Origin of the sequence: Variovorax sp. Root434 (assembly GCF_001426595.1) — a bacterium.
Lineage (GTDB): Bacteria > Pseudomonadota > Gammaproteobacteria > Burkholderiales > Burkholderiaceae_C > Variovorax.
The window spans coordinates 486,456-512,803 of the sequence record NZ_LMEK01000001.1 but is presented as its reverse complement, the minus strand read 5'-3'; the positions used below and the strand labels follow the sequence as shown (position 1 = coordinate 512,803).

Below are 26,348 nucleotides of genomic sequence, written 5' to 3'. Positions count from 1 at the left end.
CGGGCTCTGCCGGTCAGGCCTCGAACAACTGCACCGCGTGCCGGTGCAGCGCGTGGGCCGGATCGGCGAGCGCATCGACCACGCCGAAGTGGTCGAGCCCTGGAAGCACCTCGCACACCGGCACGGTGTTGCGCCCCCACGCCTCGCGGATCATCTCGTTGTGGCGGATGAACTCCTCGCTCTCCTCGCCGCCTGCAACTGCGTAGAGCTGCCCACGTTTCGGTGCTGGCCACAAGGCGGGGCTGGCGCGCAGGGCGTCCGCGTCGGTCAGCTTCAGTGTGTTTTCGAGGAACGGCGTGCGCTGCAGCGGGCGAAGGTCGTAGAGGCCCGAGATCGACAGCGCATTGCGCACGAGCTGCGCAGGCAGGTCGGAGGCGACCGCTTTCCAGTCGCAGGCCAACAGCGCCGCCGCCATGTGCCCACCAGCCGAATGGCCAGCGACGGTGATCCGCGACGGATTGCCGCCGTGGGCCGCGATGTGGCGCCATGTCCACTCGAGCGCGCGCACCATCTGCAGCAGGATGCCGGGCACCGTGACGGGCCGCTGCGGCGTGCCGGGACACAACGCGTAGTTCGGCTGGACCACGCAGATGCCGCGGTCATTGAACGCGGGCGCGATGAATGAATGGTCTTTCTTGTCCATGGCGCGCCAGTAGCCGCCGTGGATGAAAACCAGCACGGGGGCGTCGGGCACGGGTGCCGGGAAGATGTCGAGCGTTTCGTTCACGCCCTGGCCATATGGCACGTCGATCCGCGCGGGCAAGGCCTCGCGCACCGCGGCGGATTCACGTGCCCAGCGCTCGAAGTAGGCGGGGTGGTCCTTGACCCGTGCGAGGTTGTTGTACATGCCCTCCAGCCAGGCGGGATCGAACGAGGCCATGCGCTTTTTCTCCGTGTTTTGCGAGGCGCGCATCTTGGCACGCCAGCGTGCGCCGAGACGGAGTTTTGGTTAAAATTCGACCTGTGTTGGGGGGGTAGCTCAGCTGGGAGAGCGCCGCGTTCGCAATGCGGAGGTCGGGAGTTCGATCCTCCTCCTCTCCACCAACCGACACAGAAAAGGCCTTGGCATCTGCCAGGGCCTTTTCTTTTTTCAAGCTCAGGTATCGAGTGTCAGATGCTGTCCATGCAGCGCCGAGGCCGCCAGCGACGCGAGGAAGCCAATGGTCTGCGCCGCGACCGAGGTGGACACCCAGTCGGCCGGGTTCGCATCGGGCATCGCCTGCCGGTTGGCTGGCGTGTCGAGCACGCTCGGAGCCACGCTGTTGATGTTGACGCCGTGCGGCGAAGCCTCGGCTGCCATGGCTTCCACCAGGCGCTGCAGCGCACTCTTCGAAGCGATGTACGCGGCCATGGCCGGCACGCCGCGTGCCGCGACCTTCGCCGTCACGGCGATGACGCTGCCGGCGCGGCGCGCGATCATCGAGGGCAGCACCGCCTGCGTCACAGCGACGAACGACCATGCGTTGAGATTCATCATCCGGTCCCAGCTCGCGCGCGTGAGCGCATGCGTCGCTTCGCCCATTTCGAATCCGCCTGCGATGTGGACCAGCGTGTCGATGCGGCCGAAGGACTTGAGCGCCTGCTCCGCGAGGGCGGCCATCTCGGAGGTGGAAGTCACGTCGCCCGCCAGCAGGAGATGCTGCGAGTTGTCGAGGCCCGGAAAGACTTCAGCAAGACGGCCCGCATGGTGGTCGACCAGCGCCAGGCGCGCGCCCTGGTCGATGAAATGCCGAGCCACGGCGCGGCCCAGTGCGCCAGCGGCGCCGGTGATCAAGACATGGGGTGTGGTGTTCGCATCGCTCATCGAAATTCTCCTGGTTAAAGGGCCCTGCCCTCTCGGGTGTGGCGAATCCTAACGCTGCGGCCACAAATTTTTTGGCCATGCAGAAATTCTGGGATATACTCGTGGTCTTGCCAGAAAACACCAAACGTTTTCAACGCAAGGGCTCTTAGCTCAGTTGGTAGAGCAGCGGACTCTTAATCCGTAGGTCGAGTGTTCGAGTCACTCAGGGCCCACCACCAACACCAAAAATAGCGCGTTCTTCGCGCTATTTTTTTGTCAAAGCCTCCTCACGGTCCACGCGAGGAGGCTTTTTCTTTGGCTCGCTGGCCACCCGATTGATGCACTGCCAGAGCTGCGTTGCAGAAGCACTGCGAACCCAACCCTCAAGTGCACACGTCAAACCTTCGAGGATGATTTCCCTTCTCATGCGGGAATATTTCACGATTTGTGCGCCACTTACAAGCTGCTCTGGACCCAACCTGCAAAAGGTCCCCATCCGGCATGGCATCTTGTACTGGCTGTCACGCAGCACAACAACAATGACACAGGGAAATCAACTTCGAAGCCATAAAGCTCGTTCAACCCGCTCAGGCGGGTATTTTTTTGTCCAGCCGCAGCCAAGGTCGACAACGATGTTCAGAGGCCACAGGATGCGGCCAAGCCCCGGGCCGCGCCTTCACGCGTGAGCTATATTTCCTCCCATGGAAAAGGCGTCCGACATAGGCAAACCCACCGTCCCCATCGACCTGATCGGGCCGGACCACTGGCCCCGCTCGAAACGCGGTTCGGGTCGTGCCACCAAGGTGATCCTCGCCATCGCGAGTGGCCTGGCGGCCGCCGGCCTGATCGCCTACCGCTTCTTCGGACGCTGAACACCGGCGCCTCACAGTTACAAAAGCCCGCCGCCTGGGAGACAGGCAGCGGGCTTTTTTCATGGACAAAGACCAGGGTCACGGCCCTGCCCTCACTGAAGCCGCGAGCCCTTGGGCAGCCGCTTCGCCAGCCACTCGTGCACATCCGCGCGGATGTTGCGTCCTTCGAGCAGGAAGTTCTCGTAGCGGCTCGGCACATAGGGCAGATAGACCAGCGGCATGCCCGCCTCCTCCGGCGTGCGCGCTGCCTTGCGGTTGTTGCAGACCCCGCATGCGCTCACGAGGTTGGTCCAGGTCCACGGACCTCCGCGGGATTCGGGCAGCACGTGTTCGCACTGCAGGTCGCTTTCGTGGAACACCTCGCCGCAGTAGGCGCAGGTGTGGCGGTCGCGGCGCAGCAGTTTGCTCTTGGTGACGCTCGGAATCACGTCGAAGAGGTTGATCTTCGACGCACCGCGCAGTGCAACGATCGGCGCCACGTCGATGCGCGACTGCACGCCGCGCGCCACGTTGAAGCCACCACGCAGCGTGGCGAGCGGCAGGCCGCCGTCTTCCCATGCGACCGAGCCGGTCGCGTAGTGCAACACCGCCTGCTCCAGCGAAATCCAGGCTTGCGGCGTGCCCTGAATATCGAGTTGCAGGACGTGAGGATGCATGTCTCGCCTCCTTTTGCGGCGATGGTTGTGATGAGGTCGAATGAAACGAGGTGGGGTGCACGAACGGGATCGAACCGTCGTCAGCGGGACCACAACCCGCGGCTCTGCCATTGAGCTACGCGCACCATGAAAACAAGGAAAAGGCGGCCGTCTACCATTCGCCGACTGCGCGAACGCGCTGGTCGGGGTCGAGTCCCTCCGGCAGCGGCTCGCGCCCCGCGGAGTCCGCCGTGCATTCGCCTGTGCGACGCGCATCGACGGCAATGCCGAACCTGCGGGCCAGGGCCATCACCATACGGCCGCGTGGCTGTGCCGGACGCACGGTGATCATCCGGATCGGGGTGTTGCGCTTGCGCATGGTGGCTCCTTGGTTGGTGTGACAGCTCGAACAAACAAAAATGGCCCCACGTGCACGACTCGAACGTGCAACCCCTTGCTTCGTAGGCAAGTGCTCTGATCCATTGAGCTAACGCGGGTCGAAAACAAAAAGTGTCCGGTTACGGGTTCCGGCGCCGCCCAATCTTTGCGGCCGGTTTCCGCGGGAGGGCCATCTGCACGGCCCGGTCCCGCTCGGGTTCGGTGTGGTTCGAAAAAAACGGTGGCCCGTTTTCCATTTCGGTTGTGTCCTCACGCGACGGACAGCGCGCTGGGCGCTGTCCCGTACGACGTCGCTGCACAGGAGTGATCGGTTCCTGCACATCCCGCCAGACCGTCTACGCGGTGGGCTCTGGCGGTGTGGTGAAGGCACACCCGAAATGGCAAACAAGCACGACAGACAAAACAAAAAGGCCCGGAACCTTGCGGTTTCCGGGCCTCTGCATGAGAGAGCTTGGAAGGTGTGCGCCTATGCGCAACCTCCACCCGGTAGCACCTGATCCTCGACTTTTCCGACGCGCAGGCTGGCTGCGGCTTTCGTGGAATACACGTGGCTCTGGTGCTGATTCAGTCGGACCGACGGCATGCTGTCGAAACCACCGCACGACCAGACGCGCACGAGCGATCGGCCCGAGGCGGGTCGAATGCTGGTGAGGTGCAAGGCGGTGTTCACGATGGTTCCTGAGTCAAAAATTGCCGCTGTCGGCTGTAAGGGGTTGGAAAAAAGGGACGGCCTGGGCCGCGAATGAAGGCAACTGTAAATAGTGTTTACGACGGCGTCAACAACCGGGACAATCTTTTCTTGTCTTGTTGTTGTTTTTGAACAGTGCCCAATATCACCGTCGCGCGCCGCCGCAATGCCCTTGCGTTGCACCGCCGCTTTCTCGAAGAGGCCGTCGCCGCGGGTCTGCCAGCCAAGGGGCTGGACCAGGCGTTTGCTAAGAAACTCGAAATCTCTCCGAGCATGTGGAGCCAGATCAAGAGCTCGCGGCCCATCGGCGACAACCTGGCACGGCAGATCGAACGGCATTGCAGCGTCGAGCCCGGCTGGCTCGACGAAGAAGACCGCCCCAGCGAAGTACCCGATGCTGCGGAAGAGCGCTTCATTGCGGCCGCGCGTAACGCATGGCGCACCGCCAATGCCAAAGGAAAGAAGGAGCTCGGCGGCTGGCTGAAGAAGCGCGCGCAGGACGCGGCGGGCAGCGAGCCCGCCCCCTAGGATGCTCAGCCCAGCTCGGGCGCGTTGCGCAGGATGGCTGCGCGCATGTCGTCTGGAATGGCGACGGCGCGATGGGTTTCGAGCGACGTGGTCACGAGCACCTGCTGCATCTGCATGCGCAGTTCGCCGGTCGCCGGATCGAAGCAGCGCACAAGCAGCGTCATCGAGCGCGACCCCAGCCGCTGCACGGTGAGGCCGAGCGCGACCTGGTCGCCCATGCGGCTCACCGCACGAAAGTCGGCTTCGAGCTTCACGGTGGGCAGGCCGATGCGCCGCACGGCCACCAGCCCGTGGTAGCTGAGCCCCAGGCCTTCGTTGACCCAGTCTTCGACGAGCCCGTTGAGCATCACGAAGTACTGCGGGTAGAAAACGATGCCCGCCGGGTCGCAGTCCGAGAAGCGGATCAGCCGCGCGCGGCGGAACTCGCTGCCCTGGGCCGGGAGATCGACAGGGGTGCCCACGCTCATGCTCAGCCCTCCTCGGCCGGCAGCTCGCCGCGCATCACGTGCACACGCAGCAGGCCCAGTTGGGTGTGCATCTGCTTGACGGTCTTCATGTCGAGCCCCGAGAACATCTCGAGGATCCATTGTTCGTGCTCGCTCGCCATCGTCTCGAAGGTGCGGCGCCCTGTCGGCGTGAGGCTCACGATCCACGCGCGGCGGTCGTCGGGGCTGGGCGCGCGCGCCACCATGCCTTCGCGCTCGAGTTCGTCCGTCAGGCCTGTGACGTTGCCGCCGGTCACCATCAGGTAGCGCGAGAGCACGCGCATCTTGAGCCCGTCCTTGTAGCGATGGAGCTGCGCCATGTAGTCGAAGCGCGCGAGCGAGATGCCGAAGCGCTCGCGCAGCCGGCGCCGGATCTCGGCCTCGATCTGCGTGGTGCTGGCCAGCATGCGCAGCCAGAGCTTGAGCATCGCGTGGTCCTCGTGGCCCGCGCGGGCTTCGTGGCCCAGTTCTTCCGCATCGCTCAGGACGGCGTGCGAGGCATCGTTGTCGCGCGTCATGTCACCTCTCCCCCTGAAACCGAGATCGACTGGCCGGTGACCGACGCAGCGCCCGCGCCGCACAGCCAGCGCACCGCATCGGCGACTTCGGCCGGCTGCACGATGCGCCGCTGCGGATTGACGCTGGAGAATTCGGCCAGCGCGTCGGCCTCGCTGCGCCCGGTCTTGCCGACCACGTTGGCGACGCTGTTGCGCAGGATGTCGGTGTCGGTGTAGCCCGGGCACACGGCATTCACCGTGATGCCCTTGCGCGCCACTTCGAGCGCCAGCGAACGCGTGAGCCCGACCACGCCATGCTTGGCCGCGGTGTAGGCCGCCACGTAGGCGTAGCCTTTCTGCCCCGCCGTGCTGGCGATGTTGACGATGCGGCCCCAGCCCGCATCGAGCATGTCGGGCAGCGCAGCCTGCGCGCACAGGAAGCTGCCGGTGAGGTTCACCGACAACATGCGCTGCCAGAGCTCGAACGAGGTCTTGAGGAAGGGCGCGCTCTCGGCGGCACCCGCGTTGTTGACGAGCACGGCGACAGGGCCGCGCGCCGCCCGGGCCTCCGCGAAGGCCGCCTGCACCGCCTCCGGATTCGCCACATCGGCAGCGGCCACGCCGTGACCGCTGCCCGCGAGCGAATCGGCCACACGCTTCAGCGCTTCACGGTCACGCCCCAGCAGCGTCAGAACGGCGCCTTCGGCGGCCAGGGTGCGCGCGATCTCGGCGCCGATGCCGCGCGCCGCGCCCGTGACGAGTGCATGGCGGCCGGTCAGTGAATTTGATTGCATACCTGAATGTTTTAGTTCTGAATCATTTTAGCGAAATGTACCGGCGAAACTGTCAGCGCATGAAACGGCCGAAAAGAAGGAGCGCGTTGCGTCTGCCGGGAGCCTCAGGCCCTCGCGGGCCGGCCGTCCCAGGTCTGCGGACTCACGCCACGCTCGCGCAGCTTGAACTTCTGTACCTTGCCGTTCTCGGTGCGCGGCAGGTCGGGCAGCACGTCGATGTAGCGCGGCACGGCGAAGTAAGGCAGCCGGCTTTCGCAGAAGCGCACGAGTTCGGCCGGGTCGATCGGCACGCCGTCGCGCGCCACCAGCGCGGCCATCACCTCGTCCTCGGCCAGTTCGGATTGCACCGGGTACACCGCGCACGAAGCCACGCCCGGATGGCTCAGCAGCACCTGCTCGACCTCGAACGATGAGATGTTCTCGCCGCGCCTGCGGATCGCGTCCTTGATGCGGTCGACGAAGCGAAAGGCGCCATCGGCGTCCTGCACCACGCGGTCGCCGGTGTGGAACCAGAGATTGCGCCAGGCCTCTACCGTCTTCTCCGGCATGTTGAAGTAGCCGCTCGCGAAGGCATGGGGCTCGTCCGCACGCAGCAGCAGTTCGCCGGCCTCGCCGGGTGGCAGTGCTGCATCGCCTTCGTCGGCCACGCGCGCCTGGAAACCCGGGCGCAGCCAACCCATGACACCGCCGCGCGGCGAATCCGGCGCGGTGGCGATGGCGAAATTGGTTTCGGTCGAGCCGTAGCCTTCGAGCAGTTGCACGCCGGTGCGCGCCTTGAACGCCGCACCCGCGGCGGACGGCACGCCCGGACCGAGGCCGATGCGCACCCGGTGATCGCGCTCGCCAGGCCCTTCGGGCTGCGCGAGCAGGATCGGCACCATCGCGCCCAGCAGGTAGACCACCGTCGCCCCGCTCGCGCGCATCGCCGGCCAGAAGCCCGAGGCCGAGAAGCGCGGCGCGAACACCACCTCTGCGCCCGTCAATGCAGCCTGCGCGAAGGTATTGAGCGCATTGATGTGAAAGAGCGGCAGTGTGGTGCACAGCACGTCGTCGGCGCCGACTCCGAGCACCTCCGCGCTGTTCACGCCCCACCAGAAATACTGCGCATGCGGGCAGACGACACCCTTGGCTGGCCCCGTCGTACCGGAGGTGTACAGAATCGCGAGCGGGTCGCCGGGTTGCACCGCTGCGGGCGCCAGCGCCTCACCGCCCTCGGGGTAAGGCGTTACGCGCACGCCCTGGGGCGCTTGCCAGCCGGCGGACTCCGCCTCGCCCACCACCCAGACCTCGCGCAACGCGGTGCGCGCCAGATCCGCCGTCGCGAGCCGCTCAAGAAAACCCGCCTCGATCACCAGCAGCTTCGCCTCGCTGTTTGCCAGGAAGTACTCGATCTGCGGCCCCATCGACGCGGTGTTGACCGGCACCATCGATGCGCCCAGCCAGCCAGCGCCGAAGAAGCTTTCGAGAAACTCGATGCGGTTGCCGCACATCACGGCGACGCGATCGCCGCGCACCACGCCGGCCGCGGCCAGCGCACTGGCGCGAACGGCTGCAGCCTGCGCAGCGTCGCGATGCGTCCACTCGTCGCCACCGATCCGAAGCAACGGACGCGAGCCGAACAGCCCGGCCTGCCGCTGCAGCATCGCCGGCAACGTGCGCTGCACGGGCGACACAGCCCGCGGGTCACTCGTCATCGTGCGTGCCTCCGCCGAGATAGGTCGCCTGCACACGCGGGTCGCTCGCCAGCTCCGCCGAAGCGCCCGAGAGCGCGATCTCGCCCGTCTCCAGCACATAGCCTTCGTCCGAGCTTTCGAGCGCCGCACGCGCGTTCTGCTCGACCAGCAGGATCGAGACACCGTCTTCGCGCAGCTTGCGCACGATGGTGAGGATGTCGCGCACGATCAGCGGCGCGAGGCCCAGGCTCGGCTCGTCGAGCATCAGCAGACGCGGCGCCGACATCAGCGCGCGCCCTACCGCCAGCATCTGCCGCTCGCCGCCCGAGAGCGTGTCGGCGCGCTGCGAACGCCGTTCGGCCAACCGCGGAAAGCGGTCGTACACCGACTGCAGCCGCTTCTTCATCGCATCGCCGCGCAGCCGCTTGGCATAGGCGCCGAGCTGCAGGTTGTCGAGCACGGTAAGTTCGCCGAACAGCTCGCGCTTCTCGGGCACGAGGCACAGACCGCGCTCCACGCGCGCTTCCACGTCGAGCCCCTGCAGGTCTTCGCCCTCGAAGCGCAGCGTGCCCTTGCAAGGCAGCAAACCCATCGCCGCGGCCAGCAGCGTGGTCTTGCCTGCGCCATTCGGGCCGATCACCGAAATGATCTGGCCCGGTTGCAGGTCGAGCGACACGCCGCGCACCGCCTCAACCTGCCCGTACGACACGTGCAGATCGCCAATCTCCAGCATCGCGGTCATACAACGCTCCCCAGGTAAGCCGCCTGCACGCGCTCGTCGGCGCGTACCGCGGACGGCACGCCCTCCACGAGCTTGGAGCCGAAGTTCATCACCACCAAGCGATCCACCAGTTTCATCACGAAGTCCATGTCGTGTTCGACGATGAGGATGGTCACGCCCTCCTCGCGCAGCTTGCGCAGCAGTTCGCCGAGCGCCATCTTTTCCTTGCGGCGCAGGCCGGCGGCGGGCTCGTCGAGCACCAGCAGCACCGGGTCGGCGGCCAGCGCTCGCGCGATTTCCAGAATGCGCTGCGTGCCCAGCGGCAGGCTGCCCGCGAGTTCGTGCGCGCGGTCGCCCAAGCCGATACGGTCGAGCTGCCGCTGCGCCTCCTGCAGGATCTGGCTTTCCTCCATGCGATCGAGCCGCAGCCCCGCCTTCAGGATGCCCGAGCGCGTGCGCGAATGCGCACCCAGCGCCACGTTGTCGAGCAGGCTCATGTGCGGGCGCAGCTTCACGTGCTGGAAGGTGCGCGCCAGCCCCAGCCGCGCCACCTCGCGCTGTGGCTTGCCGGCGATGTCGTGCGCCAGGAAGCGCACCTGGCCCGCGCTCATCGGCAGCGTGCAGGTCAGCAGGTTGAACATGGTCGACTTGCCCGCGCCGTTGGGCCCGATCAGCCCGACGATCTCGCCGGCCTTCACGTCGAAGCTCACGTCGTTGACGGCCACCAGCCCGCCGAAGCGCTTGACCGCACCATTCACCGACAGCACCTGCGAGCCGCGCTCGGGCAGCGTGCGGTGAGGCAAGGGATCGACCGGCGGGGCCTCGTGGCGCGAAGGCTCCTGCGAGCCGCCGCGCCGGTGCGTCCAGCGGCGCAGCAGGCCCATCACGCCGCCGCGCGCGAAGTGCAGCAGCAGGATGAAGAGCGCGGCGAAGGCCACGGCCTCGAGCTGGCCGGCGCGCTGCGTGAGCATCGGCAATACGTCCTGCAGGCCGTTCTTCAGCACCAGCACCAGCGCAGCGCCCACCAGCGCGCCCGCCAGCTGGCCGAGCCCGCCGGCCACGGCCATCAGCAGGTACTCGATGCTCGCGCGCACGTCGAAGGGCGACGGGCTCACGAAGCGGTTCATGTGCGCGTAGAGCCAGCCCGCCAGTCCCGCGAACAGAGCAGCAGTGACGAACAGCGACAGCCGCACGCGGTAGGCATCCGCCCCCACGCTCGCCAGCAGCGTGGCACCGCCGCGAAGCCCGCGAATCGCGCGCCCCGGCCGCGACTGCAGCAGGTTGTGGCTGAACAGGCAGGCCAGCCCGACCACCACCCAGATCAGGTAGTACATCGAACGCGGATCGGCCAGCGACCAGCCCGCGACCTGCAGCGGTGGAATGTTCGACAGGCCCGTGTGCCGCCCAAGCGCATCGACATTGCCGAACAGCATTGCGATCGACAGTCCCCAGGCGATGGTGCTGAGCGGCAGGAAGTGCCCGCCAAGGCGCAGCGTGAGCATGCCGATGGCCAGCGCCGAGAGGCCGGTGAGCAGCAGCGCGAACAGCAGCCCGATCCATGGCGACATGCCCTGTGTGGTCGTGAGCCATGCCGTGGCGTAGGCCGCGATGCCCACGAAGGCCGCCTGCCCGAATGAGGTCGCGCCGCCCACGCCGGTGAGCAGCACGAGGCCCAGCGCCACCAGCGCGCCGATGCCGATGTCGTTGAGCAGCGAGACCGTGAAGCTCCCCGCTACCACCGGTACCAGGGCCAGCACGACCACCACCGCGGCGATCCACGTCATGCGTTTGCGGTTGGCGCTCATTGGTCCACCTCGTCTTCTTCCTCTTCGGCATGCGTGGCCATGAAGGACCGCAGCATGAGCACCGGGATCAGCAGGCTGAACACGATCACGTCCTTCAGCGCACCGCTCCAGAACGAGGCGAAGCTTTCCACCACGCCGACTGCGAGTGCGCCCACCGCAGTCATCGGGTAGCTCACGAGCCCGCCGATGATCGCGGCCACGAAGGCCTTCAAGCCGATGATGAAACCCGAGTCGTAGTACATGGTCGTCACCGGCGCAATCAACACGCCGATCAGCCCCGCCAGCAGCGAGGCGCACCCATAGGCCAGCAGTGCGGTGCGCACCGGCCGGATGCCGACCAGCCGCGCGCCCACGCGGTTGACCGCCGTGGCGCGCAGCGCCTTGCCGGCCACCGTGCGCTCGAACACCAGGAAGAACAGCCCGCTCAGCACGATGGCCGCGCCCACCATCAGCACCACCTGGCCGCTGACCGTGAAGCCGTCGCCCAGCGTGAACATGGCGCTGGTCAGTGGCGTGGTGCGCGAGCCTTCAGGCCCGAAGAACAGCAGGCCCAGGCCCGACAACAGGAAGTGCAGCGCCAGCGACACGATCAGCAGCACCAGCACCGAGGCGTCGGCGATGGGCTGGAACACCACGCGCGCCAGCAGCGGCGCGATGGGCACCACCAGCAGCACGGCCACCGCGATGTGCACCGCGACCGGCACACCGGGCCGTGCCGCGAGCCACGCGAGCACGCAGGGAATCGCGGGCAGCACGCCCCACATCAGCACCGCCTTGGGAACGCGTGCGGCCTCGCCGCGCCGCAGCAGGCTGCCGATTTCCGTTGCCAGCGCCAGGGCAGCGAGCACGGCGACCATACCGATGGTCGGCGGGACGCGGCCGGTTTCGAAGGCCGCGAGCGACAGCGCCGCAAAGGCCGCGATGTCGCCGAAGGGCACGAACACCACGCGCGTGACGGAAAAGATCAACACCAGCCCCAGGCCGGCCAGCAGGTAGACGGCACCGTTGGCCAAGCCGTCGGTGAGGAGGATGAGCGCCACGTCCCAGGTCATCGCGCAGCCCTCCGGAAAATCAAAGGCGAGCGGTTCAAGGTGCGAGCTTCCATTGGCCGTTGTCGAGCTTGACGATCACGCGGGCGCGTTCGTCCACGCCGTAGAGGCTGCCGGGCTTGAAGGTGTAGACGCCGTGCGTGCCCACCACTTCCTTCGTGCTGAAGATGGCGTCGCGCAGCGCCACGCGGAACTCGGGCGTGCCCGGCTCGGCCTTCTTCATGGCGCGCGATGCGGCGTCCGCAAACACCAGCCAGCCGTCGAACGAATAGGCCGAATAGGCGTCGCCGGTCGGCGCGTTGTTCGCCTTCTGGAACACGGCCCGAAACTCGGTCGCGATCTTCTTGGTCGGGTAGTTGTCGGGCAGTTGCTCGGCCACGATCACCGGGCCGGTGGGCATCAGCGCGTTCTGGCCGGCCGCGCCGACCACGCGCACGAAGTCGGGGTTGATCAAGCCGTGCTGGCCGTACACGCCACCCTTGAAGCCGCGCTCCTGCAATGCGAGGAACGGCAGTGCGCCCGGCGTGCCGGCGCCGCCGGTCATCACCGCGTCGGGCCGCAGCGCCACGATCTTCAGCACCTGCCCCGTCACCGACGCGTCGGCGCGCGCATAGCGCTCGTTGCTCACCACCTTGATGCCGGCCTCGGGCGCGGCCTTCATCAGCGCGTTGTAGACCAGGTCGCCCCAGGCATCGGAGAAGCCGATGTAGCCCACCGTCTTCACGTTGTTGCGCTTCATGCGCTCGACCACGGCGTCGATCATCAATTGCGTGGGCTGGGCCACGGTCATGACCCAGGGGTTTTCGTTCGGGTCGAGCAAGATCGGCGTGAGGCCGATCATCGGCGTCTCCGCTTCCTTGCCAACCTGCGCCATCGCGATGGCGGCGGGCACGCCCGAGGTGCCCATGAGCACGTCGACCTTGTCCTCCTCGATCAGCTTGCGCGCGTTGCGCCCGGCCGTGGTCGGGTCGGAGCCGTCGTCCAGCACGATGAGCTGAACCTTGCGGCCGTTCACTTCGGGCTTGTACGCCAGCGCGGCCTGCATGCCCTTGGCATAAGGCACGCCCAGCGAGGAATTCGGCCCTGAGAGCGACACGCTGAGACCGACCTTGAGGTCGGCCGCCAGCGCGCCCCCAACACCACAGGCGATCAGCGTCGCGGCGAGCGCACCGCGCGTCAAGGTCTGCATCAGGCTCTTCATGTCGTAGCTCCGGTGAGGATGGTTGGAATGGACAGGTAACTCAGATGAACAACTGGACGGCCGGCAACGCACGCGTGGCGTTGAGCAGGTCAATGCGTTTCTCGCGGATGCGCCAGCCGGCCGGCGTGCGAACGAGGTGATGGCGCGCGGTGCCGCTCAGAAGGATCTGGGATTCGCCTCGCGCTTCGACGTACAGGAATGGCGTGCGCAGGCGCGTTTCATCGGCGTTCTCGTGCTCGATGCGCGAGGGCTGCAGCACGTGCTGGCTGTGGCTGGCCGGATGCTGCGAATGCGCGCGCGGGTTCTTGAGGCGCTCCACGCGCAGCTGCAGCAGCAGCCGGTCTTCGTAGGCCAGCGAGTTGTGCGAGAACGGATCGGCCTGCGCAGCGCCGAGCAGCGGCACCCAGTAGTGGCCGTCATCGGCAAAGAGCGCCAGCCAGTCGTCGAAGCGCCGCTCGTCGAGCAGGGCCGCTTCGTGGGCGGCAAAATCGCGCAGGTCGGTCATGGCGCGGCCTCCACGGCCATCGACTTCGCCCAGGCGCGGAACTGATTGCGCATGAGCAGCTCGTTGGTGCCGTTGGTGGTGATGGTCGACTGCGCGAGCTCGGCCACATCGAAGTTGCGGTGCAGGCTCACCCATTCGTTGCCGCCCGCGCGCAGGCCCTGCTGGATGCTCTCGAACAGGTGCACGTCGTCGTGTGCCACCACCGACATCGGTGAGAACACGAGCCGGTTGTAGCTCATGGCGCGCTCGAACAGCAGCGCGGGTGCGCCGGCCGCGCGGAAGCTCCACGCCTCGATCAGCGTGCGGTCAGCGGCCAGCGGACGGATCACGCGGATGGCCTGCGGCGAGCCCTTGACCGACAGGCTCGGATAAAGAACGGAGTTCTGCGGCGATCGCTGCAGAATTTCGGTGGCGCGCCCAATGCCGTGCGCCGCCTGCATCGCGGCCTCGTACTCCGGCAGCTGCGCATAGTTGGAGTGGATGCTGAAGTTCACGCCCAGCACGCTGTGCCCGTTGGCGAACACGCGCCCGCCCATCTTGTCGAAGAACTCGTAGCCCGAGCCGAAGGGCAGGATCTGCTCCATCGCCATGGGCTTGGGGTCGGTGGGCGCATGGCCTTCCCACAGCGCTTCGGCCGCCTTGGTGGCCGACTCGTGCGTGGACATCGGGTGCACCGTGTCGTTGATGTTCTCGAGGTACATCTTCCAGTTGCAATGGACGATGTTGCGCAGCACGCCGCCGCCCACGGTGAGCTTGCCCTCGAGCGAGCGGTCGACCATGTTGTCGATGGCACCCAGCACCTCGCCGAAGTAGTCCTCGAACGATGGCCCCGTTTCGGAGAGGCGCACGAACACGAAGTCGCGGTACACCTTCACGTGCCTCACCACCGACAGCCCTTGCCCCGACTCGCACGCCTTGAGCTGCGTGCCCTCGTAGCCGTTCTTCAACGGTACGCCGAGCGGCGCGCCGTCGAGCTTGTAGGTCCACGCGTGATACGGGCAGCGGAAGAAACGGCCGGTGTTGCCGCTCTCGTCCGTCACCAGTTGCGTGCCCTTGTGGGCGCAGCGGTTGTAGAGCACGTGCACCGCGCCGTCGGGCTGCCGCACCATCAGCAGCGGCCGGCCCGCGATGTCCTGCGCCACGAAGTCGCCGGGCTCGGGCACCTGGCTCGCATGGCCGAGGAAGACCCAGGTGTTCGCGAACAGGCGCTCCTGCTCGAGCGCGAAGATCTCCTCGCTCAGGTACAGGTCGCGGTGCACGCGGTCGTGCTGCACGAGGGCGGCGACGCGTTCGGGATGATGGCGGTAACTGGTCATCGACGTGGGCCCGGGTCTTTTTTCAGGGAACCAGCTTCCACTGCCCCTTGTTCATCTGCACGATCACCACGCCGCGCCGGTCGGAGCCATAGCTATCGCCGGGCTTGAAGGTGTAGATGCCGTGCGTACCCACCAGCTCCTTGGTGCTCACGATGGCGTCGCGCAGGGCGGTGCGGTATTGCGGTGTGCCGGGCTCGCCCTTGGCGCGCGAGGCGGCATCGGCCAGCAGCAGGTAGGCGTCGTAGGTGTAGGACGAGAAGGCGTCGGTCGGCGCCGCGCCGTTCACCTTCTGGTAGGCGTTGCGAAAGCCCATCGACACCTTCTTGATCGGGTTGCTGTCGGGCAACTGGTCGGCCACCAGCACCGGGCCGCTGGGCACCTGCAGGCCTTCGATGGAGGCGCCGCCCACGCGCACGAAGTCGGCGTTGATGAGGCCGTGCGTGCCATAGATCTTTCCCTTGTAGCCACGCTCGGCCAGTGCGATGTAGGGCAACGCACCGGGCGTGCCGGAGTTGCCCGCGAACACCGCGTCGGGCCGGGCCGCGACGATCTTCAGCACCTGCCCGGCCACCGAGGAATCGCTGCGCGCATAACGCTCGTTGGCCACCACCTTGATGCCGGCGGCATCGGCGCTCTTCACGAGCGAGTCGTAGGCCAGGTCGCCCAGTGCGTCCGAGAAGCCGATGAAGGCGACCGTCTTCACGCCAGACTTCTGCATGCGGTCGACCACGCCCGCGACCATGAGCGGGAATGGCTGCGACACCGTCACCGTCCACGCGCCCTCGGGGCCGGCGATGGTCACCGGCGTGGGCGAGATCAGCGGGGTGTTGAGTTCCTTGGCCACCGCGGCGATGGCCATGGCGCCGGGCACGCCCGAGGTGCCGATGAGCACGTCTACCTTGTCTTCGGTCACGAGCTTGCGCGCGTTGCGTCCGGCAGTCGTAGGGTCCGAAGCATCGTCGAGCACGATCAGCTGGACCTTGCGGGCGGCGATTTCGGGGTGCTCGGCAATGGCGGCGCGGATGCCCTTCTCGTAAGGAATTCCGAGCGCTGCCACGGGGCCCGAGAGCGAGCTGATGAAGCCGATCTTCAGATCGGCTGCGGTGGCTTGCACGGTTGCCAAAGTGAGCGCGGTGGCGCCGAGGATGTGAGTCAGTTTGTTCTTCATCTCAGGTTTCCAATGCTGGGTGCTCTTGTTTCAGAGGTGCTTTGGGGGCACGGCTTTCGGGGTGCGTGCACAGGGCATCGGGTGCTCCCCGCAGCGAAATAAAGGAGGAGGCCGCAGGCCGGGGGACATTCGCGGAGCAAGGCACCCCGTCGGCGTGAGCACGCCCCGAACAATGCCCCCCGCGCATCGAAGTGCGAAAACAGCGCGTCATCTCAAGGCACCAGCTTCCACTGCCCCTTTTCAAGCTTCACGACAACGCGCGAGCGATCGTCCGACCCATATCGGTCTGTCGGCTTGAAGTTGTAGACAGAGTGCGTACCCACCAGCTCCTTGGTGCTCACGATGGCATCGCGCAGCGCCAGGCGGAACTGCGGCGTGCCCGGCTCGGCCTTGCTCGCCAGCGCGCGTTGCGCCGCATCGAGGTAGATCAGCCAGGCGTCGAAGCTGTAGGCCGAGAAGGTATCGGTCGGCGCCGCGCCGTTGGCCTTCTGGTAGGCGGCGCGGAAGTCCATCGCGGTCTTCTTCATCGGATTGCTGTCGGGCAGCTGCTCGGCCACCACGACCGGGCCCGTAGGCGCCAGCAGGCCTTCGACCGACGGACCGCCGACACGGATGAAGTCGGGGTTGATCAGCGAGTGCATGCCGTAGATCTTTCCCTTGTAGCCGCGCTCGGTCAGTGCAAGGTAGGGCAACGCGCCGGGCGTGCCCGAGGCACCGGTAATGACCGCATCAGGCCGCAGCGCCACGATCTTCAGCACCTGCCCGGCCACCGAGGAATCGCTGCGCGCATAACGCTCGTTCGACACCACCTTGATGCCGGCCGTGGGCGCCGACTTCATGAGCGCGTCGTAGACCAGGTCGCCCCAGGCGTCGGAGTAGCCGATGTAGGCCACCGTCTTCACGCCGGCCTGCTTCATCTTCTCGACCATCGCGCCCATCATCAACGGTGCGGGCTGCGGCAGCGTCACCATCCAGGCGCCGTCCTCGCCGGCCAGGTCGGCATTGGCGATGGAGATCAGCGGTGTCTTCGTCTCGCGCGCCACGCCGGCAATGGCCAGCGAGCCGGGTGCGCCGGCCGTCCCGATGATGACGTCGACCTTGTCTTCCTCGATCAGCTTGCGCGCATTGCGCGCGGCCGTGGACGGGTCGGACGCATCGTCGAGCTGGATCACCTGCACCTTGCGGCCACCGACTTCCGACTTGTAGGCCAGCGCGGCCTTCATGCCCTTGTCGTAGGGAATGCCGAGCGACGACACCGGTCCCGACATCGAGGTGATGAAACCGACCTTGAGATCGGCGGCCCATGCGCCCGCGGCGCTCAGGGCACCGAGGCCCGTAGCGATGGCCGCAAGCGTGCGAATTCGGTTCAGGACTTTCATGGCGATGCTCCAGAGGTTGTCAAAGGGACGACGAAAAGGAAAACGAGGCTGCGATGCCACTTCGCGGAACACCGCGGAACCGGCTTTGCCGGGCCGCTGGTGTTGCCCCCTGGAAGGGGGTTGGCGTAGCGACACGAAGTGCGCGAAGACTGGGGGTCATTTCAAAGTGCCAGGCTGCCGACGCTGGTACCGCCGCACACGTACAGCACCTGGCCGGTGACGAAGCTGTTGTCGGCATCGGCAAAGAAGCGCACGGCGCGTGCCACGTCGGCCGATTCGCCGAGGCGCCTGACGGGCACCGAGGCAGCGAGCGCGCGTTCCTTCTCGCTGCCGGCCTCGACCACGTCGTAGAACATGTCGGTGCGGATCGGCCCGGGGGCCACCACGTTCACCGTGATGCCGTCCGCAGCAAGTTCCAGCGCCCAGGTGCGCGCCATGCCCAGCATGCCGGCCTTGGTGGCCGAGTAGCTGGTTCGCGTGGCCAGGCCCAGCGCGGCGCGCGACGACAGCAGCACCACGCGGCCGAAGCGCTGTGCGCGCATCGCGGGCAGCGCGGCTTGCACGAACTGGATCGCACAGCCCAGGTGCAGGTCGACCAGCGCATCGAGGTCGTCGAGCTTCACGTCGGGCAGCAGCGCGGCGCGGATGACGCCGGCGTTGTGGACGATGGTGGTCGGCGCAAAGCGTTCGACCAGTTCACGCACCGCTTCGCCCGTGGCGGCGCGGTCGCTCAGGTCGACCTCGAGGCTGTGCAGCTTCGGATGGTCGATCTCGGCCTTGCGGCGCGCCAGCGACACCACCTCGTAGCCCTGCGCGAGCAGGTCCTCGCAGATGGCCTTGCCGATGCCGGCGCTGCCGCCGGTGACGGCCGCGACCTTGGGTGCGGCGCTGCTCATGCCCGGCCTCCGCGTCTTGCTCCTTCTCCCGCGCGCGGGAGAGGGTTGGGGTGAGGGTGCGCGCAAGGCGAAGAACCCTCATCCCCCGCCTTCTCCCGCGAGCGGGAGAAGGAGCCAAAGCCAATGCGGGAACAGCGAGTCATAGCGAAGCTCCCACCAATGCCAGCACGCGCAGCGGACTGCCGCTGCCCTTCTCGATCTTCAGCGGCGGGCAGATCAGCACCGCGCCCGCCGGCGGCAGCAGGTCGAGGTTGCTCAGGCACTGCAGCCCGTAGCGCCCCGCGCCGTGCATGTAGTAGTGGCACGGGTACGGCGGGCGCAGGTGATAGCCCTGCCCGGCATCGGTGCCGATGGCTTCGGAGCCGAAGCCCAGCACGTCGCGCTGCTCGATCAGGAAGCGCACAGCCTCGGTGCTCGGGCCGGGCGTGTGCTGGCCCGTTTCGTCGAAGTTCTGATACGCCTCAGGGTCGCTGCGCTTGGACCAGTCGGTGCGCATCAGCACCCAAGCGCCCTTCGGGATGCGGCCGTGCGCCGCCTCGTAGGCCTCGATGTCCTCCAGGGTCAGCAGGTAGTCGGGGTCGTCCTTGACCTGCGGCGAACAGTCGATCACGCAGGCCGGCGCCACGAAGTGCTGCACCGGGATCGTGTCGACCGAGTTGTTCGGCAGGTCGCGGCCCGAGATCCAGTGGATCGGCGCGTCGAAGTGCGTGCCGGTGTGCTCGCCGCAGGAGAAATTGTTCCAGTACCAGCCCGGGCCGCGCTCGTCGTACTTCGACACTTCCTCGATGCGGAAAGGCCAGCACTGCCCCATCTCGGGCGGCAGCGCGATCTGCGGAAACTCGGGCGTGAGCGTCTGCGTGAGGTCGATCACGCGGATGCGGCCGCTGGCCATCGCGGTCACGAGGCTGCCGAGGATTTCGGCGGCGGACATCAGTTCGGTTGTAGTGGTCATCGTGGGGTTCCTTTGCTCAACCGCCTGCGGCCAGCTCGCGTTCCAGCACCTTGGGGTTATCGCGCCAGCGCTCCAGCCACTCCTGCGCCACGTCGCCTGGGTAGACGTCTTCCACGCCGTCGCGCAGCGCCTTCACGATGGCGTTGGCCAATGCGGTGGGCGCCAGCTTGGGCGGCGGCGTGTGCTGGTTCCATTCATCGTCGAGGGGGCCGGGGAACACGTTGATCACGCGGATGCCCGCGGGGCGCATTTCGGCGCGCAGGCATTGCGCGAGCGAATGCGCAGCAGCCTTCGAGGCGCTGAAGGTGCCGTGCGGCGGGAAGTTGCTGAGCGCGTAGATCGACAGCAGGTTGACCCAAGCCGTCGCACCCGTTTCGCCATCGGCCGAGCGGCCCTTGAGCGCGGGGCCGAACTCCTGCGCCAAGCGCAGCAGGCCGAAGTAGTTGATGTCCATTTCGGCCTTGGCCACGTCGGTGCCGCGGCGCGCGCCGATGCCGAAGGTGCGATGCACTTCGGCGTTGTTGATCACGATGTCGACCTTGCCGCCGATGGAGCCCGCGAGCTCGGTCACCTGGCGGCCGTTGGTCAGGTCCAGTGGGACCAGCGTGACCTGCGGCAGCGCCGAGATATCGTCGAGCCCGTCGCCCATCTTCTTCCAGGGCTCGGCATGGCCGACCCAGACGATATCGGCCCCGGCCTTCACAAGCGCACGCACGATGGCCTGTCCGGTCTCGGTCTTGCCGTCGGTCACCAGCGCCTTGCGGAACTTGGGGTCGCTGGTCATTTCTCGCAGCATCTTGTCGTCGGCCATGTGGGCACTCCCTTCATTCGGAAAACCAATGAGAACGGCTTGTCCGGCGCGGTCGAGCCAGGCGCCGACACGCACGCGCTGAGGTGCGTCGCCGACTTCGCCATGCAGGTGGACCATGAGCGTCGGGCCGGCATCGAGGTGCACCAGGCCCAGCCGCCAGGGCAGCCGCTCGCGGAAGAACAGGTCGTTGCTGTGGTGCAGCGTGGTGCTGCCGAGCAGCTCGCCCTCGCCGCTCTGCTGGCGCCAGCGCAGCGCGGCCGACAGGCACTTGTGGCAGACCTCGCGCGGCGGGTACTGCACCGTGCCGCAGTCCTCGCAGGTCTGCAGCTCGAAGCGGCCTTCGGCAGCGGCCGCCGTAAGGCCGAGCGCCACGCGACCGCGCGCGCCGGGCGGCAGGTTCATCTGCCGGGTGCGCAGCACCGGGTTCTTGCGCGGCGGGCGCATCATCGGCATGGTCATGCGGGTCTTCCGAGGATGACCGCGCCCGTACAGAGGCAGCGGTCATAGGTCACCATGCCGAAGCCGGCAACGAGGCCGAGTTGCGCGTTGGGCACCGTGCGTTTGTCGGCTTGATCAGTCAACTGCCGGATCGCCTCGACCATGCCGAGAAAGCCGCCCGCCGCGCCGGCTTGCCCGGCCGAGAGTTGCCCGCCGCTCGTGTTGTTCGGAAAGCTGCCGTCAAAGGTCATGGTGTGCGACTGCACGAAGGCCGAGCCTTCGCCTTTCTCGCAGAAGCCCAGGTCCTCGAACTGCATCATCACGATGACCGGGTAGTCGTCGTAGGTCTGCACGAAGTCGAGTTCGGCTGGCCGGATGCCGGCCTGCGCATAGAGGTCATCACGGTCCTTGCGCCAGCCGCCCTGCACCATCACCGGGTCTTCGGCATAGGCGTTGTGGCGCTCGATGGCGCCGCGGATCACGACGTGTGCCAGGCCCAGGTCGCGTGCGCGCTCCTCGCTCATCACGAGGAAGGCGTCTGCGCCGGCGCAGGGCATCACGCAGTCGAACAGGTGGATCGGGTCGGAGATGGGGCGCGCGGCCATGTACTCGTCGAGCGTCAGCGCCTTCTTGAACATCGCGTTCGGGTTGCCCAGCGCGTTGGTGCGCTGGTCCACGCAGATGCGGCCGAAGTCTTCGCGCTTCGCGCCGTAGGTGCGCATGTAGTTGGCAGTGATGAACGCGAAGATCGAGTTCGGTCCACCCGAGCCGTAGGGGTAGCTCGCGTCGCGCGCGAAGTTGCTGAAGCTGCCGAGCGTCTGGCGGAAGGAGTCGACGTGGTTGGTGTCGGCGCCCACGCAGGCCACGATGTCGGCATCGCCCGCCTGCACCGCCCGCGCGGCGCGGCGCAGGCACATCACGCCCGAAGCGCCGCCGGTGGGCACGTGGTCGAGCCAGCGCGGCGACAGGCCCAGGTGCTGCGTGACGCCCACGGCCGTGTCGGGCGCGAGCGAGAAGCTGCTGAGGCACAGGCCGTCGATCTGCTCCTTGGCCACGCCGCTGGCCTGGACCAGCGCCTCGACGGCCTGGCCGATGAACCAGTGCGCGGTGCGCGTGGAGTAGCGCACGTAAGGCACGGTGACGGGCACCGCGACCGCGACGCCTTCGTAGGAAAGCCGTCGCTTCATCATGCTTGCCTCTTCTTCATGGCACGTGTGTCGATGCAGTGGCCCTGCCCCGGCAACGACTGCGCCATCTCGCGCAATTGCCCGCGCTGGATCTTCTGCGACGGCGTGAGCGGCAGGGCATCAACGAATGCCACGTAGCCGGGCGCCTTGTAGTACGCCAGCTGGTCCAGTGCATGCGCGACGATGCTGGCTGCGATCTGTTCACGCTGCGATGCGTCGGCGCCTTCGCGCATCACGATGCAGGCCAGCACCTCGTCGCCGCGCACCGCATCGGGTGTGGCGGCCACGGCCGAGGTCTTCACGGCCGGATGCTGGTTGAGCACGCTCTCCACTTCAACCGCGGAGATGTTCTCGCCGCTGCGGCGGATCACGTTCTTCTTGCGGTCGACGAAGAAAAAGTTGCCTTCGGGGTCGCGCCGCACCAGGTCGCCGGTGTGGAACCAGCCGTCGGCCCAGGCTTCGCGCGTGGCTTCCTCGTCTTTCAGGTAGCCGGAGAAGAAGTAGCGTTTCGGGTCGTCGCCGGCCGAACGCACGAGCAGCTCGCCGGGCGCATCGACCCCGACATCGTTGCCGTCTTCGCCCACGAGGCGGATCTGCACGAAGTCTTCCTGCCGCCCGAAGCAGCTGGTGCCGACGAGGCGCGGTTCGCGGTTGGCCATGATGCAGGCGGCCGCGCCGGTCTCGGTCATGGCCCAGGCCTCGACCAGCGGGAAGCCGAAACGTTCTTCGAAGGGCGCGTGGTTCTTGCGGTCGACGCCAGCGCCGAAGCCCCAGCGGATGGCGTGGTCGCGGTCAGCCGGCGAGGTGGGCGCGGACAGGAGCATGGCCGGCATCACGCCGAGGTAATGCACGATGGTCGCGCCGCTTTCGCGCGCGCTGGCCAGCCAGGTCTTCGGATGGAAGCGGTCCAGCTGCACCAGGCAGCCGCCCGCCACCAGCACCACCATGGTGGAGAACGCCATCGCGTTCATGTGGTTGAGAGGCAGCGGCGTGATGACGCGCTCGGCGTCGGGCCGGATGCTGCAGACCCCGTCGAGCGCGGCGTACCACTCGCCGGCACGCAGGAAGTAGGCATTGCTCAGGATGCAGCCCTTGGGTCGCCCCGTCGTGCCCGAGGTGTAGAGCAGGCCGCACTCGGTATCGATGCCGATGGGCTCATGGGCGCACGGTGCAACTGTCTTCGCGCTTGGCACCGCGTCGTCGGGCCCCATCGTCTCGAAGGCCACGCCGGCCTGCGCAGCCGCAGCGCGCAGGTCACCGGCACGCTCGGGCAGCGTCACGGCCAGGCCGATTTCGCTGTGGCCGATCAGGTAGACCAGTTCGGCCGAACGCATCTCGGCGTTGATCGGCACCACGCTCACGCCCAGGGCGTTCAACGCGAGCCAGTGGAAGATGAATGCCGGCCGGTTCTCCAGCAGCAGGCCGACCCGGTGGCCGTGCCCATAGCCGGCTTGCGCGTAGGCCGCGCGCAGGCGCTCGACCTGTTCGGCGGCTTCGCCCCAGCGGATCGCGCCGGGCGCGATGCCATAGGCGGCGGCCGTCACCGATTCGGTGAACAGGAACTCGGCCTGCGGCGTGCGCGCCGCGGTGGCCGCGAAGACTTGATGGACGGTCGCGTATGTCATCGCGTCCCTAGATGAAAAGCTGCACGGCCGGCAGCGCCGCGTCGCAGTTGAGCAGGTTGACGCGCTTGAGCATCATGCGCAGCGCGCCGTCCTGCACCGTGAGGTGGTGGAAGAAGGTGCCGACGTAGAACTGCAGTTCGTCGCCCTGCGACTCCGTGTAGTGGAACGCAGTGCGCACTACGTAGCGGTTTGCCTCGGCGTCGAATTGCTCGACCACCGGCATCTGCAGCAGATGGTGGCAGCGGCTGGGCGGCTGCTGCGAGAAGGCACGCGGACTCTTGAGACGCTCGATGCGCAGGTCGCGCAGCAGCTTGTCTTCGTAAAGGTGCGAGGTGTGGTTGAGGCCGTCTTCCTGGTCGGGCACCAGCGGAATCCAGTAGAAGGCATCGTCGGTGAAGAGCGCGTTCCATTCTTCATAGCGGCGCGTGTCGAGCAGGTGTGCTTCGTTCACGACGAAGTCGATCAGATCCTGATGCGTCACCGATGTCATTTGAGTACCTCTTCATTCGAGGAACACCGCGGAACCGGCTTTGCCGGGCCGCAGGTGTTGCCCCCTGCAAGGGGGTTGGAGAAGCGACACGAAGTGCGCGAAGCCTTGGGGGTTAGCCATTTACATCGTCTCCGTCATGCGCTCGACCCAACTGCGGTACTGGTTGCGCATCGGCAACTCGTTGGTGCCGCCGGTGGTGATCTCTCCGCCCTTCAGCTCCGACGCGTCGTAGTCGCGGTGCAGGCTGACCCACTCGTTGCCGCTCGCATGCAATCCGGCCTGCATGCCCCGATAGGCCTGCAGGTCGTCATGCCCGACCACCGAGAACGGTGAGTTGATGAGCCGGTTGTACATGGTGGTGCGCTGCAGCAGCTCGGGCGGCGCGCCCTTCAGGCGGAAGGTCCAGCTCTCGATCAGCGTCCTGTCGGCCGAGATCGGCTTCACCACGCGGATCGCCTGGATCGCGCCCTTGATCGTCAGGTTCGGGTAGTACACGGTGTTGTGGCGCGCCATGCCGAGGATCTGCGCAGCCTTCTCCTCGCCGTAGCGCGCCTTCATCGCATCGTCGTACGCGGGGATCGCCTTGTACTTGCTGTGGATGCTGAAGTGCACGCCCGTGAAACTGTGGCCGTTGTCGTAGGTGCGGATGCCCATGTCCTCGAAGAACTTGTAGTCGGACATGAAGGGCGCGAACTGTTCCACGGCCATGGGCTTGGGCTCGTCCTCGGGCTTGTCGGCCCACATGCGCTTGGCGGTGCCGGCGGAGGACTCGTGCGCCACCATGGGGTGCATGGTGTCGTTGAGGTTCTCGACGAACATCTTCCAGTTGCACTGGTGCATGAAGCGCAGGCAACCGCCGGCGATTTCCAGCTCGCCTTCGGGCGAACGGTCGGCCATGTTGTCGATGGAGCTCAGCGAATCGCCGAAGTACGCGTCGAAGTCCGGCCCGGCGTCGTTGATCTTCACGAAGATGAAGCCGCGATGGCTGCGCACGTGCTTGAGCGTGGTGAGCCCCTTGGCCGATTCGCACTCGTGCAGCGCGGTGTTCTCGTAGCCGGTCTTGAGCGGAATGGCCAGCAGCGAGCCGTCGGTCTTGAAGGTCCAGGCGTGGTACGGGCAGCGGAAGAACTTGCCGGTGTTGCCGCACGGCCCGTTGACGAGCCGCGAGCCCTTGTGGGCGCAGCGGTTCATCATGGCGCGCACGCCGCCGTCGGCGTGGCGCACGACGATCAGCGGGCGACCGGCGATCTCGTTGCTGATCCAGTCGCCCGGCTTGGGCAACTGGCTCTCGTGACCTACATAGTTCCAGGTGTTGGCGAAGAAGTGCTCCTGCTCCAGCTCGAACAGTTCCTGGCTGGTGTACAGGTCGCGGTGCACCTGGTCGTTGCGCACCAGCGCGCGGACGGCTTCAGGGTTGTCTCGGTATGAAGGCATGGTTCTCGTGGCTCCTTCAAAGGTCGAGCACCAGGCGCGCACCCTTGGCGCGCGAGATGCAGATCTGGATGACGTTGCCTGCCGCTTTCTCGCGGGCGGTGAGCACGTAGTCGCGATGCTCGATCTCGCCTTCGATCACGGGCACGGCGCACACACCGCATTCGCCGCGCTTGCAGTCGAACATAGGGTCGCAGCCATGCTCGATCAGGCAATCGAGGATGCTCTGGTCGGCCGGCACGGTGAAGCGCTGGCCCGACTGGGCGAGTTCCACCTCGAAGGGCTGGTCGCCCGCTTCCGCGACCGGCTCGGTGAAGAGTTCGAAGTGCACGCGGTCGTGTTCCCAGCCGCGCGCCTGGGTGCGGGCCAGCACGGCGTCCAGCATGACCTTGGGGCCGCAGACGTAGAGGCGATCGCCGGCGGGCACGCCGTCGAGCAGCGCGTCGATGTCGAGGGGCGCACCGGTTTCGGCATCGGCGTGCACGCGCAGCTCGTCGCCGAGCAGCGCGTGCAGCTCGGGCAGGAAGGCCATCAGCTCGCGGCTGCGGCCGGCATAGTGCATGCGCACCGGCGCCTCTTCGGCGCGGCGGCGCGCGGCCATGGTGGCAAGCGGCGTGACGCCGATGCCACCCGCCACCAGCACGGTGCCGCCGGGACCGGTGTGCAGCGGAAAGTCGTTCTTCGGCGCCTCGATGGCGACCGTGTCGCCCTCTTTCAACTGCTCGTGCATGAAGCGCGAGCCGCCGCGGCCTTCAGCATCCTTGCGCACGGCGATCACGTACTCGGTTGGCGCGTTGGTGGCGTTGCGCGCGGTCGCGAAGTTGATGAGCGAGTAGTGGCGCCAGTCGGTCTTGCCATCGGGCAGCGACACCTGCACGCGGATGTGGGCGCCGGCCGCGAAGCCAGGCAGCGCGCGGCCGTCTTCGGCGCGCAGGCGCAGCATGCGGATCAGCGGATTCAGTGCCCGCGCTTCGACGACGCGCAGCGAGAGGGTGGCGGAGGGTGCGGTCATCTTCGTTG

At 66.9% G+C, this 26,348-nt stretch carries 26 protein-coding genes and 4 tRNA genes; 4 read left to right on the top strand and 26 right to left on the bottom strand.

Annotated features, from left to right (window positions below):
* Positions 1-13: 13 nt before the first annotated feature.
* Entirely contained in the window at positions 14-880 is an 867-nt protein-coding gene (locus tag ASD05_RS02405) for an alpha/beta hydrolase (protein WP_056587791.1), read from the bottom strand.
* An 88-nt stretch (positions 881-968) separates the two neighbouring features.
* On the opposite strand from ASD05_RS02405, the gene ASD05_RS02400 reads away from it, so the two are divergent.
* Positions 969-1,044, top strand: a tRNA-Ala gene (locus ASD05_RS02400).
* A gap of 52 nt (positions 1,045-1,096) precedes the next feature.
* Here ASD05_RS02400 and ASD05_RS02395 read toward each other — a convergent pair.
* Positions 1,097-1,804, bottom strand: coding sequence for an SDR family NAD(P)-dependent oxidoreductase (locus ASD05_RS02395; RefSeq protein ID WP_056587077.1), 708 nt, complete (start codon positions 1,802-1,804; stop codon positions 1,097-1,099).
* Between the two features lie 139 nt (positions 1,805-1,943).
* Between ASD05_RS02395 and ASD05_RS02390 the strand changes: the two genes are divergently transcribed.
* Positions 1,944-2,019: transfer RNA gene (locus ASD05_RS02390), tRNA-Lys, on the top strand.
* 465 nt (positions 2,020-2,484) lie between these two features.
* Positions 2,485-2,655, top strand: a complete 171-nt coding sequence (locus tag ASD05_RS29885; protein ID WP_157609921.1) for a hypothetical protein — start codon at positions 2,485-2,487, stop codon at positions 2,653-2,655.
* A 92-nt stretch (positions 2,656-2,747) separates the two neighbouring features.
* On the opposite strand, the gene ASD05_RS02385 is transcribed toward ASD05_RS29885, so the two are convergent.
* From ASD05_RS02385 to ASD05_RS02370, 4 genes are all read right to left on the bottom strand, one after another.
* On the bottom strand, positions 2,748-3,311 hold the full coding sequence (locus ASD05_RS02385) for an HNH endonuclease (protein WP_056587073.1): 564 nt from the start codon (positions 3,309-3,311) through the stop codon (positions 2,748-2,750).
* A gap of 51 nt (positions 3,312-3,362) precedes the next feature.
* Positions 3,363-3,436: transfer RNA gene (locus ASD05_RS02380), tRNA-His, on the bottom strand.
* 26 nt (positions 3,437-3,462) lie between these two features.
* The gene (locus ASD05_RS02375; protein ID WP_056587070.1) at positions 3,463-3,669 is read right to left on the bottom strand and encodes a hypothetical protein; all 207 of its coding nucleotides are present in this window, start codon (positions 3,667-3,669) and stop codon (positions 3,463-3,465) included.
* A 41-nt stretch (positions 3,670-3,710) separates the two neighbouring features.
* Positions 3,711-3,787 (bottom strand) — tRNA-Arg (locus tag ASD05_RS02370).
* A gap of 725 nt (positions 3,788-4,512) precedes the next feature.
* On the opposite strand from ASD05_RS02370, the gene ASD05_RS02365 reads away from it, so the two are divergent.
* On the top strand, positions 4,513-4,905 hold the full coding sequence (locus ASD05_RS02365; RefSeq protein WP_056587067.1) for a hypothetical protein: 393 nt from the start codon (positions 4,513-4,515) through the stop codon (positions 4,903-4,905).
* A 5-nt stretch (positions 4,906-4,910) separates the two neighbouring features.
* On the opposite strand, the gene ASD05_RS02360 is transcribed toward ASD05_RS02365, so the two are convergent.
* The 20 genes from ASD05_RS02360 to ASD05_RS02265 form a co-directional block, all read right to left on the bottom strand.
* On the bottom strand, positions 4,911-5,372 hold the full coding sequence (locus ASD05_RS02360) for an acyl-CoA thioesterase (RefSeq protein ID WP_056587063.1): 462 nt from the start codon (positions 5,370-5,372) through the stop codon (positions 4,911-4,913).
* A gap of 2 nt (positions 5,373-5,374) precedes the next feature.
* The gene (locus ASD05_RS02355; protein WP_056587060.1) at positions 5,375-5,908 is read right to left on the bottom strand and encodes a MarR family winged helix-turn-helix transcriptional regulator; all 534 of its coding nucleotides are present in this window, start codon (positions 5,906-5,908) and stop codon (positions 5,375-5,377) included.
* Positions 5,905-6,681, bottom strand: a complete 777-nt coding sequence (locus tag ASD05_RS02350; protein ID WP_056587058.1) for an SDR family NAD(P)-dependent oxidoreductase — start codon at positions 6,679-6,681, stop codon at positions 5,905-5,907. Before ASD05_RS02350 ends, ASD05_RS02355 begins: the two co-directional genes overlap by 4 nt.
* A gap of 104 nt (positions 6,682-6,785) precedes the next feature.
* Positions 6,786-8,375 (bottom strand): ATP-dependent acyl-CoA ligase, encoded by a 1,590-nt coding sequence (locus tag ASD05_RS02345; RefSeq protein WP_056587055.1) that lies wholly within the window; start codon positions 8,373-8,375, stop codon positions 6,786-6,788.
* The gene (locus ASD05_RS02340; RefSeq protein ID WP_007831224.1) at positions 8,365-9,096 is read right to left on the bottom strand and encodes an ABC transporter ATP-binding protein; all 732 of its coding nucleotides are present in this window, start codon (positions 9,094-9,096) and stop codon (positions 8,365-8,367) included. The genes ASD05_RS02345 and ASD05_RS02340 overlap by 11 nt, the downstream gene beginning before the upstream one ends.
* On the bottom strand, positions 9,093-10,880 hold the full coding sequence (locus tag ASD05_RS02335) for an ABC transporter permease subunit (RefSeq protein ID WP_056587052.1): 1,788 nt from the start codon (positions 10,878-10,880) through the stop codon (positions 9,093-9,095). Before ASD05_RS02335 ends, ASD05_RS02340 begins: the two co-directional genes overlap by 4 nt.
* Positions 10,877-11,932 carry a branched-chain amino acid ABC transporter permease gene (locus ASD05_RS02330; RefSeq protein WP_056587051.1) on the bottom strand — a complete coding sequence of 352 codons (1,056 nt, stop codon included), beginning with the start codon at positions 11,930-11,932 and terminating at the stop codon, positions 10,877-10,879. Before ASD05_RS02330 ends, ASD05_RS02335 begins: the two co-directional genes overlap by 4 nt.
* Positions 11,933-11,966: 34 nt before the next feature.
* Positions 11,967-13,130 carry an ABC transporter substrate-binding protein gene (locus ASD05_RS02325; RefSeq protein ID WP_056587048.1) on the bottom strand — a complete coding sequence of 388 codons (1,164 nt, stop codon included), beginning with the start codon at positions 13,128-13,130 and terminating at the stop codon, positions 11,967-11,969.
* A gap of 40 nt (positions 13,131-13,170) precedes the next feature.
* The gene (locus ASD05_RS02320) at positions 13,171-13,635 is read right to left on the bottom strand and encodes an aromatic-ring-hydroxylating dioxygenase subunit beta (RefSeq protein ID WP_056587047.1); all 465 of its coding nucleotides are present in this window, start codon (positions 13,633-13,635) and stop codon (positions 13,171-13,173) included.
* Positions 13,632-14,951, bottom strand: coding sequence for an aromatic ring-hydroxylating dioxygenase subunit alpha (locus ASD05_RS02315; protein ID WP_056587044.1), 1,320 nt, complete (start codon positions 14,949-14,951; stop codon positions 13,632-13,634). Before ASD05_RS02315 ends, ASD05_RS02320 begins: the two co-directional genes overlap by 4 nt.
* 22 nt (positions 14,952-14,973) lie before the next feature.
* Positions 14,974-16,119 (bottom strand): ABC transporter substrate-binding protein, encoded by a 1,146-nt coding sequence (locus ASD05_RS02310; RefSeq protein WP_056587042.1) that lies wholly within the window; start codon positions 16,117-16,119, stop codon positions 14,974-14,976.
* Positions 16,120-16,331: 212 nt separating this feature from the next.
* Positions 16,332-17,498, bottom strand: coding sequence for an ABC transporter substrate-binding protein (locus ASD05_RS02305; protein WP_056587039.1), 1,167 nt, complete (start codon positions 17,496-17,498; stop codon positions 16,332-16,334).
* A 161-nt stretch (positions 17,499-17,659) separates the two neighbouring features.
* Positions 17,660-18,394, bottom strand: a complete 735-nt coding sequence (locus ASD05_RS02300; RefSeq protein WP_056587036.1) for an SDR family oxidoreductase — start codon at positions 18,392-18,394, stop codon at positions 17,660-17,662.
* 139 nt (positions 18,395-18,533) lie between these two features.
* Entirely contained in the window at positions 18,534-19,346 is an 813-nt protein-coding gene (locus ASD05_RS02295) for a cyclase family protein (protein WP_056587033.1), read from the bottom strand.
* Positions 19,347-19,362: 16 nt separating this feature from the next.
* On the bottom strand, positions 19,363-20,616 hold the full coding sequence (locus tag ASD05_RS02290) for an SDR family NAD(P)-dependent oxidoreductase (protein WP_056587029.1): 1,254 nt from the start codon (positions 20,614-20,616) through the stop codon (positions 19,363-19,365).
* On the bottom strand, positions 20,613-21,785 hold the full coding sequence (locus ASD05_RS02285) for a thiolase family protein (RefSeq protein WP_056587024.1): 1,173 nt from the start codon (positions 21,783-21,785) through the stop codon (positions 20,613-20,615). The genes ASD05_RS02290 and ASD05_RS02285 overlap by 4 nt, the downstream gene beginning before the upstream one ends.
* A complete protein-coding gene (locus ASD05_RS02280) occupies positions 21,782-23,407 on the bottom strand; it encodes an AMP-binding protein (RefSeq protein WP_056587021.1) in 1,626 nt (541 codons plus the stop codon). Before ASD05_RS02280 ends, ASD05_RS02285 begins: the two co-directional genes overlap by 4 nt.
* Before the next feature lie 7 nt (positions 23,408-23,414).
* Entirely contained in the window at positions 23,415-23,897 is a 483-nt protein-coding gene (locus ASD05_RS02275) for an aromatic-ring-hydroxylating dioxygenase subunit beta (protein WP_056587017.1), read from the bottom strand.
* 120 nt (positions 23,898-24,017) lie between these two features.
* Positions 24,018-25,331: an aromatic ring-hydroxylating dioxygenase subunit alpha gene (locus ASD05_RS02270; RefSeq protein ID WP_056587014.1), complete on the bottom strand. Its 1,314-nt coding sequence runs from the start codon at positions 25,329-25,331 to the stop codon at positions 24,018-24,020.
* A 16-nt stretch (positions 25,332-25,347) separates the two neighbouring features.
* Positions 25,348-26,340: a PDR/VanB family oxidoreductase gene (locus ASD05_RS02265; protein ID WP_056587010.1), complete on the bottom strand. Its 993-nt coding sequence runs from the start codon at positions 26,338-26,340 to the stop codon at positions 25,348-25,350.
* Positions 26,341-26,348 lie beyond the last annotated feature (8 nt).